Here is a 22,139-nt window from a genome sequence, read left to right as displayed (position 1 = left end):
AACGTTTAAATCTTTCTGTCATCTAATTATAAATACATGAAAAAAGAAATTTTAGGGAAATATACATTGCAAACGCCTTTACCGGAACATGCAAAACAGCAAGCTGAATTGCAAGAAATTGTTTTTCCAACTTTATCTGCCGAGGAATTAATTACGGAAGAAAAATACAAAAGACATTTGGAAGTTTTTCCAGAGGGACAATTCATTGTTTTGGATGGTGATAAAGTAATTGCTTCTTGCACGACTTTGCGTCAAAATTATCACAAAGGACACCATACTTTTTTGGAGATTTCTGATGATTTATGGTTGGGAACACATGATCCTAAAGCCGATTGGATTTACGGGTTAGATGTTTCTGTTCATCCAGATTACCAAGGAAAAGGTATTGGAAGAGAAATTTATAATGCCCGTCAGGATATAGCCAAAGCATTAGGTTGCAAAGGACAAATGACGGCGGGAATGCCTATCGGTTATGATAATGTTAAAAATCAAATGACTATTGCGGAATATTGTGATAAGCTGATTAAAAGAGAAATTACTGACCCAACAGTAACGGCTCAAACTAAATGTGGATTCATTCTGGTCGAGCCATTATTTGATTACTTAGATGATCCTAGAAGCGGAAATTGTTCGGTTTTAATGTATTGGCCCTTGGATCCAAACACTAAATTAAGTGAAAATCATTAAAAAAGTGGTCAGTTCGAAGTATTCAGTGTTCAGTAGTAATGAAGTTCAGTCATGAAAATTTATGCCTACAACATTAAATTTTAAACAAAAAATAAAATGATATTTAAATCAATAAATCCTTTTTCAAGAGAAATTATTGCGGAGCATGAAGTATTGACGAACGCACAATTGAATCAGAAATTGGAATTGTCAGAAAGAGCTTTTAAGAATTGGCGACATACATCTTTTCAGGAAAGAGCTGATAAAATGAAAAATCTAGGCAATATTCTGAGAGCAAAGAAGGACGAGCTAGGTTTGTTGATTACTAATGAAATGGGTAAAATTTTGCCTGAAGGAATTAGTGAAGTTGAAAAATCAGCAGGAAATTGTGACTTCTATGCGGATAATGCCGAGAGAATGCTGCAAGACGAAAAGTACGATACGCCTTTTACTAGCCTATCTGTTTATGACCCCATGGGAGCCGTTTTTGCAATTATGCCTTGGAATTATCCTTTTTGGCAAGTATTGCGTTATGCAGCGCCGGCTATTATGGCGGGGAATGTAACACTATTAAAACATGCACCAAACGTTATAGGTTGTGCCAAAGCGATCGAAAATGCATTTTTGGAGGCTGGTTTTCCAGAAGGTGTTTTTCAACAAATAACCATTGATATTGCTCAAGTCGAAAGTGTAATCGCTTCAGATATTGTACATGGAATTACATTGACGGGGAGTGAAATGGCAGGTTCTTCCGTGGCTTCTTTGGCTGGAAAGCATATCAAAAAATCAGTTATGGAGTTGGGAGGTTCGGATGCATTTATAGTTTTGAATGATGCCGATATTGAAAAAGCAGCTACAGTTGCTACACAATCCAGAATGCTAAATGCAGGACAGGCTTGTATATGTGCCAAACGTTTTATCGTTACCGAAAAAGTAGCAGATGAATTTGCTGCCCTTTTTGCCCAAAAAGTAAATGCTTTACATCAAGGAAATCCGTTACAAGATGGAATAAATATGGGGCCATTGGCCCGATTGGATTTGGCCGATAAACTAAGTCATCAATTAGAAAAATCATTACAACAAGGAGCAAAATTAGTACTAGGAGGACAACGAGAAAACTGCAATTTCCAACCAACATTAATTGATTTTGTAGATGCTAATAATATTGCTTTTCAAGAAGAAACTTTTGGTCCGCTCGCAACTATAATTAGAGCCAAAGATGAAAATGATGCTATCACTATTGCCAATAACCACAGATATGGTTTGGCATCGGCAATTTGGACGGAAGATCGTGAAAACGCATATCGATTGGCACGAAAAATTGAAGCTGGAAATGTTTTTGTAAACTCATTGGTACGTTCTGATTCTAGAATTCCTTTTGGAGGAACTAAAAAATCAGGGTACGGAAGAGAGTTGTCTGAAATTGGAATTAAAGAATTTATGAATATGAAATCTGTGATTATCGAATAATTTTAAAATTGAATTAACTAACCAAAAAAACCAAATTTAACATGAAAAAAGTAATTTTAATTTTCGCATTTGCTTTAACAAGCAGTTTGATATTTGCACAAGATGCACCAGTAGCACCAATCCCAGAAGCTGAAGAAGCAGAGCCAAAGTTAACAGCTTCAATTGATGTTGTTTATCCTTATTTATGGCGAGGAGTTCGTTATAATGGGGACAAAGTAGCTTTTCAGGCCACAGTAGATTATGCTCTTACCGATAAATTATCAGTAGGGATATGGGGAACAACCAATTTCTCCAATGCCGTTGATGCATACAACGAATTCGACTGTAGTATAACTTATCAAATTAATCCTATTATGAGCGTTATGTTGGCTGATTATTATTGGCCATCAACAAAAAAAGCTCATCAGGAGGATGCTGCTAATTCAAGAGATTCTTATTTTGATTATTCTGAGGGCTCAGCCCAAACCTTGGATTTATGTCTTTTGTTTGACTTTTCTGAAAAAGGAGTGCCAATTGATTTTACTTGGAGTACTCTTATTGGCGGGAATGATTTTATGAATAATGACCCAACCAAAAGAGCTTTTTCTAGTTATGCTGAAATAGGATATACACATTCTTTTGAAAAAATAGGTGTAGATGTAAGACCAGTTGTTGGAGCAGCAGTAATTAACGGAGGTTATTATGGTCTAGATGCAAATGACGAAGCGGGATTTACTTTTACGAATGTAGGATTGACTATATCTAAAGAATTTAAAATTTCTAAAAACTACAGTTTGCCTGTATTTGTTGGATATACAAATAATGATTACGGAGTTCAAGAGTTTGATGGAGATGGTAATCTCACTAAAACAGTTAGGAATTTCTTTTCAGCAGGAATGACTTTTTCTATCAGGTAAATTTTTAGTAATAATGCAGGAACTGCCAGGTCACTATTTAGTGTTTTGGTAGTTTTTTTTGTTTTCCAAATTAGTTTCAATCTAATGCCATTGAAAATTGCTTTTTATTTGTGATTAAAATTATGTGAATTGTTTTTACTACTTAGGAATTATTGTTTGATCTTTTTTATTTAAGGGGGAGAGTAAGTTGAATAATTGATTACTAACTTTTTAAATTTAAGAATTAAAAATCATTGTTTTCCGATAAAAAACTCGAGCTGTTAATTTTTATCAATGCTGTAGAGGTTTAAAGGTGTTTTATTTCTTTTTTTAATACCATCTTGAGAATTGGATAAATGGAAAAATATAATTTTTAGTTTTATCGATCGAATTTTTTCCAATCGTCAAATAATAGTTGTTGGGCATTAATTTCTAAATCTATTCTTAAATAAAGCGATGAATTTATATAACAGCATTCGAATATTTTAGTTTAGAAAAAAAAACACTATATTTGCACCGTTATTTATTAAAATCTAGATAATGAGGGGACTACTAAGTCCCCTCTTTTTATAAAAATATGACATTTAAAGAAAAAGTAAATACATTGTTGACAGAAGGCTTGTTAGAAAAGCCATCGATTTTTTTGATAGACCTTATCATCACTGATGCTTTCAAGGTTATTGTGACGCTAGACGGTGATAACGGAGTTGCATTGCAAGACTGTATCGATGTGAGCAAATTCATTGATGCTAACTTAGATAGGGAGGAACAAGATTATTCTCTAGAAGTCGCTTCGGTAGGTGTGGGATCTCCATTAAAATTAACCAGACAATACAAGAAAAATATAGGTCGAACACTGATAGTGAAGACATCTACGGAAATTATTGAAGCAGAATTAGTAAATGCTAATGATGATTTTGTAATTTTGTCGTGGAAAGCAAGAGAACCTAAGAAGTTAGGAAAAGGGAAGGAAACAGTTCAAAAAGAGCTAACATTGCCTTACGTAGATATAAAAGAAGCAGTTGTTACAGTAACATTTTAATTAAAGAATTCGCATGGAAAATTTAGCATTAATCGATTCATTCTCAGAGTTTAAAGATGACAAACTCATTGATCGTGTAACGCTTATGGCAATTTTAGAAGATGTATTTAGAAATGCATTGAAAAAAAAATACGGTTCAGATGATAATTTTGACATCATCATAAATCCTGATAAAGGTGATATGGAGATTTGGCAGAGAAGAGTAATCGTTGCTGATGAAGACTTGGATTTTGATCATCTTGAAATTACATTGACAGAAGCTAGAAAAATAGAGCCTGATTTTGAAATTGGTGAAGAAGTTTCCGAAGAAGTGAAGTTAATTGATTTAGGAAGAAGAGCTATTTTAGCCTTGCGTCAGAATTTAATTTCAAAAATACATGAGCATGATAATACGAATCTTTACAAGCAATTTAAAGATTTAATAGGTGATATTTATACAGCCGAAGTGCACCATGTGCGTCCAAGAGTTGTTATTTTGGTTGATGATGAAGGGAATGAGATTATTTTGCCAAAAGAAAAACAAATACCTTCTGACTTTTTCCGCAAAGGAGATAATGTAAGAGGAATTATTGAAAGCGTTGAATTGAAAGGAAATAAACCGCAGATAATCATGTCTAGAACTTCTGAGAAGTTTTTAGAAAAATTATTTGAACAAGAAATTCCAGAAGTTTTTGACGGTTTAATTATGGTTAAAAAAGTGGTAAGAATACCAGGCGAAAAAGCAAAAGTAGCTGTTGATTCTTATGACGATAGGATTGATCCAGTTGGAGCCTGTGTTGGTATGAAAGGATCTCGTATTCATGGAATCGTTCGCGAATTAGGAAATGAGAACATTGACGTAATTAATTTTACAAGTAATATTCAATTGTTTATTACAAGAGCGTTAAGTCCTGCAAAAGTTTCTTCTATTAAAATTAATGAAGAGACTAAAAGAGCGGAAGTTTTCTTGAAATTGGAAGAAGTTTCTAAAGCAATTGGTCGTGGTGGACACAACATTAAATTAGCAGGTTTGTTGACAGGTTATGAGCTTGACGTTATTCGTGAAGGTGACGTTGCAGGTGCTACGGCAGATGAGGATGATGTTGAATTGACAGAGTTTTCAGATGAAATTGAAGATTGGGTTATCGAAGAATTTGCAAAAATTGGTTTGGATACTGCAAAAAGTATTTTGAAACAAGACGTAGAAGATTTAGTAAGAAGAACAGACCTAGAAGAGGAAACAATTCTAGATGTAATGAGAATATTGAAAGAAGAATTTGACAGTTAGTCAAATACATCTTCAACGATAAACATGCCACTTTACAATGAATTCTTTCTCGGTAGGTATCGAGTTGGGAGTAAAGTGAGGAATAACAAAAAAGGTAATAATAAAAAGGTTTTATGTCTGAAGAGAGAATTATTAGAATAAACAAAGTTTTGAGGGAATTGAATATTTCTTTAGAAAGAGCTGTGGATTATCTGAAAGATAAGGGGATTGCTATGGAAGCAAATCCGAACGCAAAAATTTCTGATGATGTATACAATGTCTTGTGCGGTCAGTTTGCTGGTGACAAAGGGAATAAAGAAGCTTCTAAAGAAGTAGGAGAAGAGAAGAGAAAAGAAAAAGAAGCTTTGCGTTTAGAACGAGAGAAGGAAATCGATGACAAACGTAAGATCGAAGAAGAGCGCGTAAAACAACAAGAGGTTATAAAAGCTAGAGCAGTTATAGCAGGCCCAGTACAAGTTGGTAAGATTGATCTCAATCCGAAAAAACCAGCAGTCGTTACTCCTGAAAAAGTAGTCGCTCCAATTGCAAATGTACCTGAGGTAAAAGCGCCTGCAAAGGAAGTTTTGCCTGAGAAACCGATAGCTGAGAAACCGTCACCTGAGAAACCAATTTCAGATAAAAAAGAGGTAAAACCAATTACTGGTATAAAAGAGGTAAAATTGGAGGCTCCAAAAGAAGCAGTTGCTGAACCGAAAGTAATTGAAAAAACCGAGGCAGTTAAAGTTGATGAAGCTCCTGTTGATGAAACCATCACAACGCAATATCAAAAACTATCGGGTACTACTTTAACGGGTCAGATAATTGATTTATCTCAATTTAATAAACCTAAAAAGAAAAAAGAAGAACCGAAAATCACTCCGAATAAACCGGGTGCTCCAGGATCAGCGGCAGCTAATGCCAATAAAAATAAGCGTAAAAGGATTGTTCCTAAACCGGGTGCTCCAAGACCGCCGGCAACTCCTGGTGTTCCAGGTGCGCCAAATCCTAATAAGATTACTCCAAATACTGGTGGTGGAGGTTTTAATGCTAACAGAAGTGCTAGGCCAGGTTTCGTTAAAGGAAACAGACCCGCTATTGTTGCTAAAGTTGAGCCAACAGAAGAGGAAGTTAAAAACCAAATTAGAGAGACTTTAGAGAAACTACAAGGTAAAGGTGGTAAATCTAAAGCTGCTAAATATAGAAGAGATAAAAGAGATACGCACCGTCAGAAATCTGATGATGAGCAAAGAGCTATTGACGAAGGAAGTAAAACTATAAAGGTTACGGAGTTTGTTACTGTAGGTGAAATTGCCATTATGATGGATGTGCCAATTACTAAAGTTATTGGTACGTGTATGTCACTTGGAATCATGGTTACCATGAACCAGCGTCTTGACGCAGAAACATTGACTATTGTTGCCGATGAATTTGGTTACGAAGTTGAGTTTATCACTGTTGATATCGAAGAAGCAATTCAGGTTGTTGAAGATAAAGAAGAAGACTTAGTTTTCAGAGCGCCAATTGTAACGGTAATGGGTCACGTCGATCACGGTAAAACATCGTTACTGGATTACATTCGTAAAGAAAACGTAATTGCTGGGGAATCTGGAGGAATTACACAACATATTGGTGCCTACGGAGTAACCTTAGATAACGGTCAAAAAATTGCATTTTTAGACACACCTGGTCACGAAGCGTTTACTGCAATGCGTGCACGTGGAGCTCAAGTTACGGATATTGCTATTATTGTAATTGCAGCTGATGATGATATCATGCCGCAAACCAAAGAGGCTATTAGCCATGCTCAAGCAGCTGGTGTTCCAATTATATTTGCAATCAATAAAATTGATAAGCCAAATGCGAATCCAGAAAAAGTAAAAGAAAGATTAGCAGGTATGAATTTACTTGTTGAGGATTGGGGTGGAAAAATTCAATCACATGATATTTCTGCGAAAGTAGGAACAGGCGTGAAAGAATTATTAGAAAAAGTATTGCTTGAAGCAGAACTTTTAGATCTAAAATCAAATCCAAACAAAGCTGCACAAGGAACTGTTGTTGAAGCCTTCTTGGACAAAGGAAAAGGATATGTTTCTACCATATTAGTACAGCACGGAACTTTACGAGTTGGTGATTATATGTTAGCAGGGAAGCATCACGGTAAAATTAAAGCCATGCATGATGAAAGAGGGAATATAGTTACTGTTGCGGGTCCTTCGACTCCGGTTTCAGTACTTGGTCTTGATGGAGCAGCAACTGCGGGTGATAAGTTCAATATTTTTGAAGACGAAAAAGAAGCGAAACAAATTGCTTCGAAACGTTCTCAATTAATGCGTGAACAATCCGTACGTACACAACGTCACATTACATTGGATGAAATTGGACGTAGAATTGCTTTGGGTCAATTTAAAGAATTGAACATAATCCTTAAGGGTGACGTTGATGGTTCTGTTGAAGCACTGTCTGATTCGTTCTCTAAATTATCTACTGAAGAAATTCAAATCAATATTATCCATAAAGGTGTTGGAGCGATTACAGAAACCGATGTTATGTTGGCTTCTGCTTCAGATGCAATTATTATCGGATTTAATGTTCGTCCTGCTGGAAATGCACGACAATTAGCAGACAAAGAAGAAATCGATATCCGTTACTACTCTATTATCTACGCAGCAATCGATGACTTGAAAGATGCAATGGAAGGGATGTTAGCTCCTGAAATGAAAGAAGAAATTCTAGGAACTGCTGAGATTAGAGAGATATTCAAAATCTCTAAAGTAGGTTCTATTGCAGGTTGTATGGTAATGGATGGTAAAATTGTACGTAGCGCTAAGATGAGAATTATCAGAGAAGGTGTCGTAGTATTTACAGGAGATTTACTGGCATTGAAACGTTTTAAAGACGATGTTAAAGATGTAGCGAAAGGATATGATTGTGGTATTCAAGTAAAAGGATACAACGACATCGAAGAAAGAGATGTTATTGAATCGTACCATGAAGTAGCAGTTAAAAAGAAATTGAAATAGAATTCAATATGTTAATAATTAAAATCCCGATTCGTCGGGATTTTTTGTATTTTAGTTAAGCAGATATGGAGTGTGTTTCAAGGGTAGGAAATGCATAATGAGCTGAAAGGCGAAGGAAATAGTTATGATTTTAGAGCAAGGATTTTAGATCCGAGAATTGATAGATGGTTTAGTGCTGATAAGATGAAATCAATGACACCTGAATGGTCGCCTTATAGATTTGCTTTTGATAGTCTCATGAGATATAAAGATTCTGATGGAAATTGGGAAGAGGATGGTCATTATGGACAGTTTATGTAATGGGAATTGCGATGGGACCTAATAAATCTACGGCTAGAATTTTGGCTCAAGCTGCGGAAAAGTATGATCATGAAATAATGAATAATAATTCTATGAAAATTACCCCACATAAAAGTTATTTATCTTGGGAGAGTGACGGAGGTCTAGGGACATGGGCTGACCCTGCTTTGCAAAAACAGTATCATGGTTGAACAGGAGGGATTCAAAAAGATGTTTTAAATATCGCAATAAATGAAATTTTATCATTTTATATTTTGAAGTTGCACACAATAGGGGATTCTTGGGTGCACAGTTATATGAAAGACGGCATACTTGTGGTGTATGGGGCTAAGGGGAACAATGAACCATATTATGCTTTATTCGCTCGAGCAGTTTTAGGAGATATTACATTTGAGTATGTGCTATGGGTGGATCAGAAGATGGAAAGCATGCTGGCAATATAGCGTATAGAAGCGTTTAATATATGTTGTATGTTAAGTCATTATCATAAGTTATTCAAAAGTTTATGCAGGTGATCAAAAATCTCCTGATTTAACAATTTTTAATTACCTTCAACAGAATGGAAAAATTAATAAAAATAATATTTTTCTTTTAAATTCATATATTGAATTACAATCAGGAAAAAAAGAATTTAATATGCTTAATAATAAGCAATTTAAATTGTTAAAAGGTTGTTGGATTTAATTGGTACAGATTATATATCTAAATCTAATAATGCAACCAAAACAGGTAGTTTGGGCAAAGAAATATTGAAAATCGAAAACAATACAATTATAATAAATAAGATGTGATGATATTTCTAGAATTAAACTTGAGTTCTTTTTTTGTAGTATTTGCTTTTTACCTAGTATTAGCATTGCCATTTTTTTTTATCATTAAAAACTTATTTAATAATTATGACTTATTTCAAGAGAACAAAATTTTAAAATACATTATTGCACTAATATTATCTATTTTGACCTCTTGTCTATTGATTTTTCTATTATATGTTTTTCGTAGTAAAGGTATAATACAATAAAAATTATCCCCCGCTCTTCTAAGAGTGAATAAGTTGTCATGCGGGCTGCGCAAATGTCTCTGCCTTTGCGTTTTTTTAAAAGTTCTTGAAAATGCTAAATATGTTAAAGGTCTCCTGACTTTTTCTGTGATGCTTTCCATAGACGTGGCTTGTACCACAACATTTTGATATGTAAGCGGTTTGCTGGCGTAGTTTTCCAAACTGTGCCAGCAATCGAGAGCAACTAAAATAAGTCAAAAAAACCCGAGCAAACTGCTCGTTTTAGTATTTTAAAAAGTATTAGATTGCCTTGTCGGTTGGGTCAAATGAATGTGTATTAATGGTTTTTTTTAATAACTACCAAATGCGAACCGTAAAACGGAATTAAAGAAATACTGTAAATTAAAAAAACCGAGCAATTTGCTCGGTTTTTTACAACATATTAAAATGTACTATTACCTTGTTGGGCGGATCAAATGTACGTTTGGATACATTTTTTTAATATCGATAAGGTTGCGTTCCGCTTCAATGCGTGATTTGTAATTTCCCACCCATACTTTGTAGTTTGGCGTGTTGAAAATGATGGTTCCATCCATCCCCGAAAACGCCTGTCTGAATTCAGCCAAGGTGTTTTTTGCTTTTTCGCTATCACCACTGAATATTTGAATTTTGTAATAGTCATTTACGGCGTTTGATACATTTATTTTTCTCTTTTCATTTAATAACTGTTCAAATTTCGAGTCTTGCTTTAGAGTAGTATTTCCCACTTGGGCATTCGTGTTTAAATAGGAAATACAAATTGTAAGAGTGATGAAAAATGCTTTTCTAAGGGCTAAAATTCTCATAATGTGATGGTTTTTGTGCAAAAGTACTATTTAAGTGTTGAAAGCAAGTAATAAATGTTATTTAGAATAGATATAAATTGAAATTAAGACTATTTTAGGGTTTTGAGAATAGTTCTTAAGTCGTATTTTTGTCGAAGTTTTTAAATAAAGGACCAGTTTTTACAAAGCAAATAGAAAAAACTGTGCCAATTTTTAGTAGATAATCATTATACTATATGAAAAAGGTGGGTAACCATAATTCGATCACAAGGAAATTATTTTTAGGCGCAGCCTTTTCTTTAATTTTCTCTTTAACTTCATTAGGTCAAGAGGCTGCTCCGGCGGCAACTGACGCGGCGGCTACTGTAGCAACGGCGGCTCCTGCTGCTGCAACAGGTGGAGATGCTGTAAAGGGTAAAGAATTGTTTAATGCAAATTGTGCTGCATGTCACAAATTAGATGCGAAAGCTACAGGTCCTGCGTTAAGAGGAATTGCTGCTAAGTATGAAATGGCATGGCTTTACAAGTGGGTTAAGAACAGCTCTGAACTAATTAAGTCTGGGGATCCTCAGGCGGTAAAAGTTTATGAAGAAAACAACAAGGCAGTAATGTCTGCTTTTCCTCAATTGTCAAATGCAGATATTGATAACATCATTGCGTATACTTCAGAGCCTAAAGTTGAAGCTGCTCCTTCTGTTGTGGGTGGCGCTGCACTTCCCGGTCCTGCTGCTGATAATGGTACTTCAAATAACATTATTTTAGGTGCTTTAGCTCTAGTAATGTTAGTGTTAGTGGTAATGTTGTTTTTAGTGAATAACGTTTTGTCGAAAGTAGCAAAAGCAAATGGAATTGAAGTTGCTCCGAAAGCACCAACACAATCATTGTGGAAAGCCTTTGCTAAAAATCAATTCTTAATTTTAGTTAGCGCAATATTTTTGCTTTTGGCAAGTGCGTACTTTGTTTACGGATTTTTAATGCAAGTAGGTGTTGACCAAGATTATGCTCCAATTCAGCCAATTCACTATTCACATAGAATTCACGCAGGAAGCAATGGGATTAGCTGTAAATATTGTCACTCTTCTTCAAGAGTAAGCAAGCATTCTGGTATTCCTTCATTGAACGTTTGTATGAATTGTCACAAAAGTATTGCTGAGGTTTCTGACACTACAGCGACTCCAGAATATTCTAAAGCTTTTTATGATGCAGAAATCCAAAAGTTATATAAGGCTGTTGGATGGGATGCTACCAATCAAAAATATACTGGTAAAACAGAGCCTGTGAAATGGGTTCGTATTCATAACTTGCCTTCATTTGTGTATTTCAATCACTCACAGCACGTAAATGTAGCTGGTGTCGAATGTCAAACATGTCACGGGCCGGTTCAAGAATATGAAATTCAAAAACAATTCGCCCCTTTAACAATGGGTTGGTGTATAGACTGTCACAGAAAAACTGAAGTTAAAATGGAAGGGAATGAATACTACACAAAAATTCATGATGAACTTTCTAAAAAGTACGGTGTAGACAAGTTGACTGCAGCACAAATGGGAGGTTTAGAATGTGGTAAATGCCACTATTAATCAAATTATTAAGATTTTAATATTTATATATGTCATCAAACAAAAAATACTGGAAAAGTGTTGAAGAACTAGACAAAAATAGTTCTATTGTTGAGGCGCTTAGAAATAACGAATTTGTTGAAGAAATTCCTACTGATGAATTTTTAGGAAATGGTGATGCTTTATCGTCCTCATCAACATCACGTCGTGACTTTTTAAAGTACGTTGGTTTTAGTACTGCTGCAGCTACCCTTGCAGCATGCGAAGGTCCTGTGAACAAGTCAATTCCTTATGTTCTTCAGCCAGAACAAATCATTCCTGGAGTAGCAGATTATTATGCGACTTCGGTTTTTGATGGTTTTGATTTTGCCAACCTTTTGGTTAAAACGCGTGAAGGGCGTCCTATTAAAATTGATAATAATAAAATTGCTGGAGCTAAGTTTAGTGCAAATGCAAGAATTCATGCTTCGATACTTTCATTGTATGACAACATGCGTTTGAAAGAACCAAAGATTGAAGGAAAAAATTCAACTTGGTCTGCTGTAGATGCCAAAATCAAAACTAGTCTTTCTGATGCTGTTGCAAAAGGTGGTCAAGTTGTTCTTTTGACAAATACGTTAGCGAGTCCGTCAACTGAAAAGTTGATTGCTGAGTTTATTGGTAAAAATCCAAATGCTAAACATGTTGTTTATGATGCTGTATCTGAATCAGAAGCGTTAGATGCTTTTGAAACGGTTTATGGTGAAAGAGCTTTAGTTGATTACGATTTTTCGAAAGCATCACTTATAATTTCAGTTGGTGCAGATTTCCTTGGCGATTGGCAAGGTGGAGGTTTTGATGCTGGTTATGCTAAAGGAAGAATTCCTAAAGCAGGGAAGATGTCTCGTCATTTTCAATTAGAAGCAAACATGACTTTGTCTGGTGCAGCTGCTGATAAGCGTTTACCAATGTCTACTGCAAATCAAAAACAAGCATTAGTTCACATATATAATATTGTAACAGGTTCTGCAATTACAGTTACTTTAGACAATCAGTTCAAAGCAGAAGTTACGAAAGCTGCAATGCAATTAAAAGCTGCTGGATCCAAAGGTGTTTTGGTTTCAGGTATTCAAGATAAAAATGCTCAGTTGCTTGTTTTGGCTATTAACCAAGTGTTGGCAAGTGAAGCGTTCAGTACTTCTGGTGTTAGACAAATCAGAAAAGGTTCAGATGCAAAAGTGACTCAGCTTATCAAGGATATGAAGGCGGGAAGTGTGTATACTTTAATTATGAGTGGTGTGAATCCTGTATACACTTTGGCAGACAGTTCAACATTTGTTGAAGGTCTTAAAAAAGTTAAAACTTCAGTGTCGTTTTCACTAAAAGAACATGAAACTGCTTTAGTTAGTACTATAGCTGCTGCTGTTCCTCATTATTTAGAATCGTGGAATGATGTGAGTATTACAAAAGGAACTTACGGAATTACACAACCAACGATTCGTCCTCTTTTTAATACTAAACAATTTCAAGATGTCTTGTTATCTTTGACTGGATTAACAGGTACGTTTTATGATTATATTAAAGCTAACGCTGGTACCATGATTACTGGTTCAACTTGGAATCAAGTGGTGCATGACGGTATTTATGTTGGCGTAGCTTCTGCTGCTTCATCGAGTTCTGCTGATTACAGCGCTGCTGCAAATGCTTTGGCAAAAGCAAAAGCAGCATCAGGACTGGAGCTTGTTTTGTATACCAAGACAGGTATGGGTGACGGTCAGCAAGCGAATAACCCTTGGTTACAAGAGTTTCCGGATCCAATTACAAGAGTTTCTTGGGATAATTATGTTACAGTGTCTAATGCAGATGCAAAAAAATACGAACTTTCTAATGAAATTGTTGCTAATGGTGGATTAAACGGAAGTTATGCTACCATTACAAATGCAGATGGATTCAAATTAGAAAATGTGCCAGTTATTGTTCAACCAGGTCAAGCAGTTGGAACTATTGGTTTGGCTTTAGGATATGGTCGTAAAGCAGCCTTAAAAGAAGAAATGATGGTAGGTTTAAACGCCTATTCTTTATACAAAGGATTTGATAATGTGCAATCAGTTACTTTGGCGAAAGTCGATGGGGAACATGAGTTTGCATGTGTTCAAGGTCAGAAAACGTTAATGGGAAGAGGTGATATTATCAAAGAAACCTCTTTAGAAATTTTTAATACCAAAGATGCTCATGTTTGGAATGAACAACCAATGGTTTCATTGGATCATAAAGAAGTTGAAGCAACAAAAGTAGATTTATGGGATTCATTTGATCGTTCAACAGGTCACCATTTTAATCTTTCAATAGATTTGAATGCTTGTACCGGTTGTGGTGCTTGTGTAATCGCTTGTCATGCTGAAAATAACGTTCCTGTTGTTGGTAAAGAAGAGATTAGAAGAAGTCGTGATATGCACTGGTTGCGTATTGACAGGTACTATTCTTCTGAAAGTACTTTTGAAGGAGATAACGAAAGAAAAGAAAATATTGCTGGTTTATCTAGTTCATTGTCTACATTTAATGAAATGGAAAAAGCAGGAGATAATCCACAAGTTTCTTTCCAACCTGTAATGTGTCAGCACTGTAATCATGCACCTTGTGAAACAGTTTGTCCTGTTGCCGCAACATCACACTCTCGTCAAGGTCAAAACCATATGGCGTACAACAGATGTGTTGGTACACGTTATTGTGCAAACAACTGTCCGTATAAAGTACGTCGTTTTAACTGGTTCTTGTACAACAAAAATAGCGAATTTGATTATCACATGAATGATGATCTAGGTCGTATGGTATTGAATCCAGATGTGAATGTACGTTCTCGTGGAGTTATGGAGAAATGTTCAATGTGTATTCAAATGACACAAGCGACTATTTTGAAAGCTAAAAACGAAGGAAGGCCAATCGTTGATGGTGAATTCCAAACGGCTTGTTCAAATGCTTGTTCTACTGGAGCAATGAAATTTGGAGATGTAAATGATAAGGAAGCAGAAATCACTAAGTTAGCTGCAGACGAAAGAATGTATCATTTATTAGAGCATGTTGGAACAAAACCAAATGTGATTTATCACGTTAAAGTTAGAAATACCTAGTACAAAAATAATTAATTAAGAATCAATATAAAGGATTATGTCGTCTCACTACGAAGCAACCATTAGAAAACCCTTAGTTATAGGTGATAAATCGTATCACGATGTAACTGTAGATGTAGCTGCGCCTGTTGAAGGTAAAGCAAATAAACATTGGTGGATTGTATTTTCAATCGCATTAATAGCCTTCCTTTGGGGACTTAGCTGTATCATTTACACTGTATCAACAGGTATTGGAACTTGGGGTTTAAATAAAACTGTTGGATGGGCTTGGGATATCACGAACTTTGTTTGGTGGGTTGGTATTGGTCATGCAGGAACACTAATTTCCGCAGTACTTTTACTTTTCCGTCAGCGTTGGAGAATGGCCATAAACCGTTCTGCTGAAGCAATGACAATTTTCTCTGTAATTCAAGCAGGTTTATTTCCAATCATTCACATGGGTCGTCCATGGTTAGCGTATTGGGTATTACCAATTCCGAACCAATTTGGCTCACTTTGGGTAAACTTTAATTCACCATTACTTTGGGATGTATTTGCAATCTCTACGTATCTTTCCGTGTCATTAGTTTTCTGGTGGACTGGTTTATTACCTGATTTTGCGATGTTGCGCGACCGAGCAATTACTCCTTTTAATAAAAGAGTTTATTCCATCTTGAGTTTTGGATGGAGCGGAAGAGCAAAAGATTGGCAACGTTTTGAGGAAGTTTCATTAGTTCTTGCTGGATTAGCTACTCCTTTAGTACTTTCTGTACATACTATTGTATCGATGGATTTTGCTACATCTGTAATTCCTGGTTGGCATACAACTATATTTCCTCCCTACTTCGTAGCTGGAGCAGTTTTCTCCGGATTTGCAATGGTTAATACCTTGCTGATCATCATGAGAAAAGTATCTAACCTAGAAGCGTACATTACTGTGCAACACATAGAGTTGATGAATATTGTAATTATGATCACCGGCTCTATTGTAGGTGTTGCTTACATTACAGAATTATTTGTGGCTTGGTATTCAGGTGTTGAATACGAACAATATGCGTTCCTTAACAGAGCAACAGGACCGTATTGGTGGGCATATTGGTCAATGATGACTTGTAATGTGTTTTCACCACAGTTCATGTGGTTTAAAAAATTGAGAACAAGCATTATGTTTTCATTCATCATTTCAATAGTAGTTAATATTGGAATGTGGTTTGAGCGGTTTGTTATTATCGTAACGTCGTTACATAGGGATTACCTTCCATCTTCTTGGACGATGTTTTCACCAACATTTGTTGATATAGGTATTTTTATTGGAACAATTGGTTTCTTTTTCGTGTTGTTTTTGTTGTATTCTAGAACATTCCCTGTAATTGCACAAGCAGAGGTAAAAACAATTTTGAAAGGAACAGGAGATAATTACAAAAGAGAAAGAGAAGCAAATAAAGATTCACACCATGAGTAATAAAGTAATATACGCCATTTATAATGACGATGATATATTGATGGATGCGGTTAAAAAAACCAGAGCAGCTCATCATCATATCGAAGAAGTCTTTACTCCATTTCCGGTTCACGGTTTGGATAAAGCTATGGGAATTGCACCAACAAGATTAGCCATTTGTGCTTTTCTTTATGGTTGTGTTGGAATCTCTGTTGCTACAGCGATGATGAATTATATTATGATTCAAGATTGGCCACAAGATATTGGAGGAAAACCAAGTTTCAGTTATATTGAGAATATGCCAGCTTTCGTTCCAATTATGTTTGAACTTACGGTATTTTTTGCGGCTCACTTAATGGTTATTACTTTTTACATGAGAAGTAAATTGTGGCCTTTTAAAGAAGCAGAAAATCCAGATGTAAGAACTACAGATGACCATTTTTTAATGGAAGTTGCTGTAAATGATAACGAAGAAGAATTAGTTTCTTTTTTCCAAAGTACGGGAGCTGTAGAAGTTAAAGTAATAGAAAAGCATTAATTATAGATATGAAAAGCGTATATAAAATAACACTTTTATTTGGCATAACTATTTTAGTTTCATCTTGCCATAATAATGCAGCACCAAACTATCAGTATTTTCCAAATATGTATGAGCACATTGGATATGACACATATTCCGAATCGAGCGCATTTAAAAATGGTAAAGAAGGGCAACTACCTGCAGATGGGACTTTAAAAAGAGGTTTTGTTCCTTACGGTTATGATAATTCTACTGAAGGTTACGATTTAGCTAAATTAAATTCTAAGTCACCATTAGATACAATTTCCGTGAAAGAAGAGGCGAAAGCTAAAGAATTGTATGAGATTTATTGTGCCATTTGTCATGGTAATGAAGGTAATGGTAAAGGTAAATTGGTTACCCAAGGTAAATTATTAGGTATTCCTAATTACAAAGACAGAGACATAAACGAAGGAAGCATTTATCACGTAATGACTTATGGTTTAAACTCCATGGGTGCTTACTCTAACCAAATTGATCAGCATGAGCGTTGGTTAGTAGCTTCTTATGTTATGAAACTGAGAGCAAAATTATAATTGTAGAACAAACTGATCGTAATAGATATGTATACATTTTCAAGTAAATTAAAAACTTTTTCATTCATCTTAATGGCTTTAGGTCTTTTAGGAATTGGATATGGTTTTTTAACTGCACCAAAAGATATTCAAGAAGTTGAAAAACTACTTGCTGCTGAAAGCCATGGTGGGCATGGGGAAGCTAAACATGAGACAGTGGCAACTGTTGCTCATGCTCCTGCTTCTAAACATGTCGAAGGTAGCGAAGTTAAGGAAGAAGGTGCTCATGAAGCAGGTTCTGTGAATGTTGATACTGTTAACAGTACTGATATTGGTGCAGTTGAAGCAATGCATAATGAATCTTCAGCTGAAAAGCAAGGACATGATGTTACTGAGGCAGCTGAACATAAAGAGCATTTAAATCATGTTTTGCACCAACTGCAAAACAAACCTTGGTCGGCTTTGTATGTTGCCTGTATATTTTTTATGCTTATTTCATTAGGTGTATTAGTTTTTTATGCAATTCAACAAGTAGCCCAAGCAGGATGGTCACCAGTATTATTTAGAGTTATGCAGGGTATTACATCCTATTTACCTGTTGGTTCTGTTATTTTCTTTGTTATTTTAATCTTGTGTGGTCTGCATTTCAATCACCTTTTTATATGGTTAGATCCTGAGGTAGTAGCTACAGATAAATTAATAGCTAATAAATCAGGTTATTTGAATTTTCCTTTTTGGATAATTAGAGCGGCAATTTTTTTAACAGGATGGAGTCTCTATCAATACTATTCTAAAAAGAATTGTTTGGCACAAGATGACGCAAATGATAATTTGAATTATAAAAAGAACTTTAATATTTCTGCAATTTTTTTAGTTTTCTTTATAGTTTCCGAATCAATTATGTCGTGGGATTGGATTATGTCTATTGATCCACATTGGTTCAGTACTTTGTTTGGTTGGTATGTTTTTGCAAGTTTCTTTGTAAGCGCTATAACAACTATCGCATTGGTTACTTTATATTTAAAATCAAGAGGTTTTTTAGAGTATGTTAATACAAGTCATATACATGATTTAGCTAAATTTATGTTTGGATTTAGTGTTTTCTGGACTTATTTGTGGTTTTCACAGTACATGTTAATATGGTATGCAAACATACCAGAGGAAGTAACTTATTTTATAACTAGAATTGAATTATACAATTTACCATTTTTTGGTGCGGTTGTAATGAACTTTTTGTTCCCTTTATTAATATTAATTAATACAGATTTCAAGAGAATTACTTGGATTTTGGTTATGGCTGGTGTTGTTATTTTAGCGGGTCATTACATTGATTTCTTTAATATGATTATGCCAGGAACAGTAGGTGACAGATGGTTTATTGGAATTTCAGAAATTGCTTCTGTTCTTTTCTTCCTTGGATTATTTATTTTTGTTGTTTTTACAGCTCTTACAAAAAATCCATTGTTACCAAAAAGAAATCCTTTCATTGACGAAAGTAAACATTTTCATTATTAATATTTAAAGAAAAAAACAGATGACAAGTTTGTTGGTAATTATAGTTTTAGTTTTATTAGCTGTTGCTTTATGGCAATTGACCAAAATATTCGATCTAACGCAAGTTGGTTCCGTTTCAGATAGTTCAGAAATAGCTACAGATGATGATAATAACGTACAAGGTTATTTGATGTTTGGTTTTTTAGCTTTCATTTATATTTTTTCAATTTACGGATTGTTTAAATGGGGTCCACTTGTTCTTCATACTCCAGCCTCTGCTCATGGAGCTGAAGTTGATAATTTGATGAACATTACTTGGGTTCTTATTTTTATTGTTCAAGCTATTACTCAGGTTTTATTACATTATTTTGCTTTTAAATATAGAGGTAAGAAAGATCAAAAAGCGCTTTATTTTGCAGACAATAATAAATTAGAAGCAATCTGGAGTGTTATTCCTGCTGTTGTTTTGGCTGGTTTGATTCTTTATGGACTTTTTGCTTGGACTAACATTATGTTTGTTGATGAAGATGAAGATACTATTGTCATCGAATTATATGCACAACAATTCAACTGGAAAGCAAGATATTCAGGTAATGATAATGTTTTAGGTAAAGCAAATGTTAGATTTATTGAAGGTGCTAATGCTGTTGGTGTTGATTTAGCAGATCCTTATGCTCAAGATGATATTGTAGTTACTGAATTACACATTCCAAAAGGCAAAAAAATCCTTTTCAAGATGCGTTCTCAAGATGTACTACATTCAGCTTACATGCCTTATTTTAGAGCACAAATGAATTGCGTTCCAGGAATGGTGACACAATTTGCTTTTGAACCGATCTACACGACAGATGAATATAGAGAATTGCCTTTTATGGTAGAAAAAGTTGCTAATATCAATGCTATTAGAACTAAAAAAAGCGCTGATCTTGTTGCAAAAGGTGAAACCGCTTTAGATCCCTACACATTTGATTACTTGTTACTTTGTAATAAAATTTGTGGTGCTTCTCACTACAATATGCAAATGAAAATTATTGTAGATACTCCTGAAGATTACAAAGCATGGTTAAAAGATAAAGCTACTATAGTTAGCGAAGTTAAGGCGGCACTTGCTGCACCTGCTGCGCCTGTAGATGGAGCAATGGATGTGGATACCACTAAAGCTAAAGAAACTGAAGTTGTTGCCCCAATTGGTACGAAATAATTAATAAGAAAATTTAAAGTAAACATATATGTCAGCAGAAGGTCACGATCACGCAATGGATCACGAACACGAACACCACCATAAAGACACTTTTATTACTAAATATATTTTTAGTATAGATCATAAAATGATTGCCAAGCAATACTTAATTACAGGTATTTTCATGGGGATTATTGGAGTTGGTATGTCTATGCTATTTAGAATGCAATTGGCATGGCCAGAGCAATCATTCAAGATATTCAATATTTTACTTGGTGATAAATTTGCTCCAAATGGAGTTATGGCCAACGATATTTACCTCGCATTAGTCACCATACATGGTACCATCATGGTATTCTTTGTACTAACGGCCGCCCTTAGTGGTACTTTTAGTAACTTATTGATACCATTACAAATTGGCGCACGAGATATGGCCTCCGGATTTATGAACATGATTTCATATTGGCTGTTTTTCATCTCAAGTGTAATTATGATTGGTTCCCTTTTTGTTGAAGCTGGGCCGGCTTCATCAGGATGGACTATTTACCCTCCATTGAGTGCTTTGCCTCAAGCTATTCCAGGTTCTGGTATGGGGATGACTTTATGGTTGGTTTCTATGGCTATTTTTATTGCATCTTCTTTAATGGGATCTCTAAATTATGTTGTAACCGTTATTAATTTGAGAACAAAAGGAATGTCAATGACAAGATTGCCACTTACTATTTGGGCGTTCTTTGTTACGGCGATTATCGGAATTGTTTCTTTTCCAGTTTTGTTATCAGCAGCGTTGTTGTTAATTTTTGACAGAAGTTTTGGTACTTCATTCTTCCTTTCTGATATTTACATTGCTGGAGAGGTTTTACATTACCAAGGAGGTTCTCCCGTATTGTTTGAACATTTATTTTGGTTCTTAGGTCATCCTGAGGTTTATATTGTTTTATTGCCTGCTTTAGGAATCACTTCTGAGGTTATAGCAACGAATTCTCGTAAACCAATTTTTGGATACAGAGCGATGATTATGTCTATATTAGCTATTGCTTTTTTATCTACAATAGTTTGGGGTCACCACATGTTTATATCGGGTATGAATCCATTTTTGGGATCAGTATTTACGTTTACTACATTGTTAATTGCGATTCCTAGTGCTGTAAAAGCTTTTAATTATATCACAACATTGTGGAAAGGGAACTTGCAATTGAATCCTGCGATGTTGTTTTCTATTGGTTTGGTTTCTACTTTTATAACAGGTGGTTTAACTGGAATTATTCTCGGTGATAGTACACTAGATATTAATGTACACGATACGTATTTTGTTGTAGCTCACTTTCACTTGGTAATGGGTATATCTGCGCTTTACGGAATGTTTGCTGGTATTTACCACTGGTTTCCTAGAATGTTCGGTAGAATGTTAAATAAAAACCTTGGATATGTTCACTTTTGGGTAACAGCAATTTGCGCTTACGGTGTTTTCTTTCCAATGCATTTTATTGGATTAGCTGGTCTGCCTAGACGTTATTACACCAATACTAACTTTCCATTATTTGATGATTTGCAAAACGTAAATGTTCTAATCACAACTTTTGCATTAATTGGTGGTGCTTTCCAATTAGTATTCTTGTATAACTTCTTCAGTAGTATTTTTTATGGTAAGAAGTCTGTAATGAATCCATGGAAATCAAATACTTTAGAATGGACTGCACCTGTTGAGCACATACACGGTAACTGGCCAGGAGAGATTCCAGAAGTTCACCGTTGGCCTTATGACTACAGTAATCCATCTCACGATGTGGATTTTGTACCTCAAAATGTTCCAATGAAAGAAGGTGAAGAAGTTCTACATCACTAAAATATACACAAAAGCCTCT

General features: G+C 35.1%; 17 protein-coding genes. 16 read left to right on the top strand and 1 reads right to left on the bottom strand.

Features of this window, described 5'->3' with window-relative positions:
• The first annotated feature begins 36 nt into the window (after positions 1-36).
• The 8 genes from ACNQGB_RS01340 (at position 37) to ACNQGB_RS01305 (ending at position 8,810) form a co-directional block, all read left to right on the top strand.
• Entirely contained in the window at positions 37-687 is a 651-nt protein-coding gene (locus tag ACNQGB_RS01340; protein ID WP_417945963.1) for a GNAT family N-acetyltransferase, read from the top strand.
• Positions 688-783: 96 nt separating this feature from the next.
• Positions 784-2,136, top strand: coding sequence for an NAD-dependent succinate-semialdehyde dehydrogenase (locus ACNQGB_RS01335; protein ID WP_417945961.1), 1,353 nt, complete (start codon positions 784-786; stop codon positions 2,134-2,136).
• Positions 2,137-2,177: 41 nt separating this feature from the next.
• A complete protein-coding gene (locus ACNQGB_RS01330) occupies positions 2,178-3,032 on the top strand; it encodes a TorF family putative porin (protein WP_417945959.1) in 855 nt (284 codons plus the stop codon).
• Positions 3,033-3,588: 556 nt separating this feature from the next.
• A complete protein-coding gene (rimP, locus tag ACNQGB_RS01325; RefSeq protein WP_472777048.1) occupies positions 3,589-4,053 on the top strand; it encodes a ribosome assembly cofactor RimP in 465 nt (154 codons plus the stop codon).
• A 13-nt stretch (positions 4,054-4,066) separates the two neighbouring features.
• Positions 4,067-5,320 carry a transcription termination factor NusA gene (gene nusA / locus ACNQGB_RS01320; RefSeq protein WP_417944761.1) on the top strand — a complete coding sequence of 418 codons (1,254 nt, stop codon included), beginning with the start codon at positions 4,067-4,069 and terminating at the stop codon, positions 5,318-5,320.
• 113 nt (positions 5,321-5,433) lie between these two features.
• Positions 5,434-8,319, top strand: a complete 2,886-nt coding sequence (infB, locus tag ACNQGB_RS01315) for a translation initiation factor IF-2 (RefSeq protein ID WP_417944760.1) — start codon at positions 5,434-5,436, stop codon at positions 8,317-8,319.
• Between the two features lie 90 nt (positions 8,320-8,409).
• Entirely contained in the window at positions 8,410-8,619 is a 210-nt protein-coding gene (locus tag ACNQGB_RS01310) for a hypothetical protein (RefSeq protein ID WP_417944758.1), read from the top strand.
• Positions 8,583-8,810 carry a hypothetical protein gene (locus ACNQGB_RS01305; protein ID WP_417944756.1) on the top strand — a complete coding sequence of 76 codons (228 nt, stop codon included), beginning with the start codon at positions 8,583-8,585 and terminating at the stop codon, positions 8,808-8,810. Before ACNQGB_RS01310 ends, ACNQGB_RS01305 begins: the two co-directional genes overlap by 37 nt.
• A 1,261-nt stretch (positions 8,811-10,071) precedes the next feature.
• Here ACNQGB_RS01305 and ACNQGB_RS01300 read toward each other — a convergent pair.
• Entirely contained in the window at positions 10,072-10,461 is a 390-nt protein-coding gene (locus tag ACNQGB_RS01300) for an SPOR domain-containing protein (RefSeq protein ID WP_417944754.1), read from the bottom strand.
• Positions 10,462-10,676: 215 nt separating this feature from the next.
• Here ACNQGB_RS01300 and ACNQGB_RS01295 point away from each other — a divergent pair, with 215 nt between their 5' ends.
• The 8 genes from ACNQGB_RS01295 to ACNQGB_RS01260 are packed head-to-tail and all read left to right on the top strand — an operon-like array spanning position 10,677 to position 22,120.
• The gene (locus tag ACNQGB_RS01295; protein ID WP_417944753.1) at positions 10,677-12,020 is read left to right on the top strand and encodes a c-type cytochrome; all 1,344 of its coding nucleotides are present in this window, start codon (positions 10,677-10,679) and stop codon (positions 12,018-12,020) included.
• A 29-nt stretch (positions 12,021-12,049) separates the two neighbouring features.
• Positions 12,050-15,106, top strand: a complete 3,057-nt coding sequence (locus ACNQGB_RS01290) for a TAT-variant-translocated molybdopterin oxidoreductase (protein WP_417944751.1) — start codon at positions 12,050-12,052, stop codon at positions 15,104-15,106.
• 37 nt (positions 15,107-15,143) lie between these two features.
• Complete coding sequence (nrfD, locus tag ACNQGB_RS01285; RefSeq protein ID WP_417944749.1) at positions 15,144-16,547, top strand: NrfD/PsrC family molybdoenzyme membrane anchor subunit; 1,404 nt, start codon at positions 15,144-15,146, stop codon at positions 16,545-16,547.
• Positions 16,540-17,064 (top strand): DUF3341 domain-containing protein, encoded by a 525-nt coding sequence (locus ACNQGB_RS01280; protein ID WP_099714289.1) that lies wholly within the window; start codon positions 16,540-16,542, stop codon positions 17,062-17,064. Before nrfD ends, ACNQGB_RS01280 begins: the two co-directional genes overlap by 8 nt.
• A gap of 8 nt (positions 17,065-17,072) precedes the next feature.
• On the top strand, positions 17,073-17,621 hold the full coding sequence (locus tag ACNQGB_RS01275) for a c-type cytochrome (RefSeq protein ID WP_417944747.1): 549 nt from the start codon (positions 17,073-17,075) through the stop codon (positions 17,619-17,621).
• Positions 17,622-17,648: 27 nt separating this feature from the next.
• Positions 17,649-19,115, top strand: a complete 1,467-nt coding sequence (locus tag ACNQGB_RS01270) for a quinol:cytochrome C oxidoreductase (protein ID WP_417944745.1) — start codon at positions 17,649-17,651, stop codon at positions 19,113-19,115.
• A gap of 19 nt (positions 19,116-19,134) precedes the next feature.
• Positions 19,135-20,295 (top strand): cytochrome c oxidase subunit II, encoded by a 1,161-nt coding sequence (locus tag ACNQGB_RS01265; RefSeq protein ID WP_417944743.1) that lies wholly within the window; start codon positions 19,135-19,137, stop codon positions 20,293-20,295.
• 28 nt (positions 20,296-20,323) lie between these two features.
• Positions 20,324-22,120: a cytochrome c oxidase subunit I gene (locus tag ACNQGB_RS01260; protein ID WP_417944741.1), complete on the top strand. Its 1,797-nt coding sequence runs from the start codon at positions 20,324-20,326 to the stop codon at positions 22,118-22,120.
• The last annotated feature ends 19 nt before the right edge of the window (positions 22,121-22,139 follow it).

This window comes from Flavobacterium frigidum (assembly GCF_048286795.2).
The sequence above is the reverse complement of the archived record's forward strand: the minus strand, read 5'-3'. Positions and strand labels throughout refer to the sequence as shown.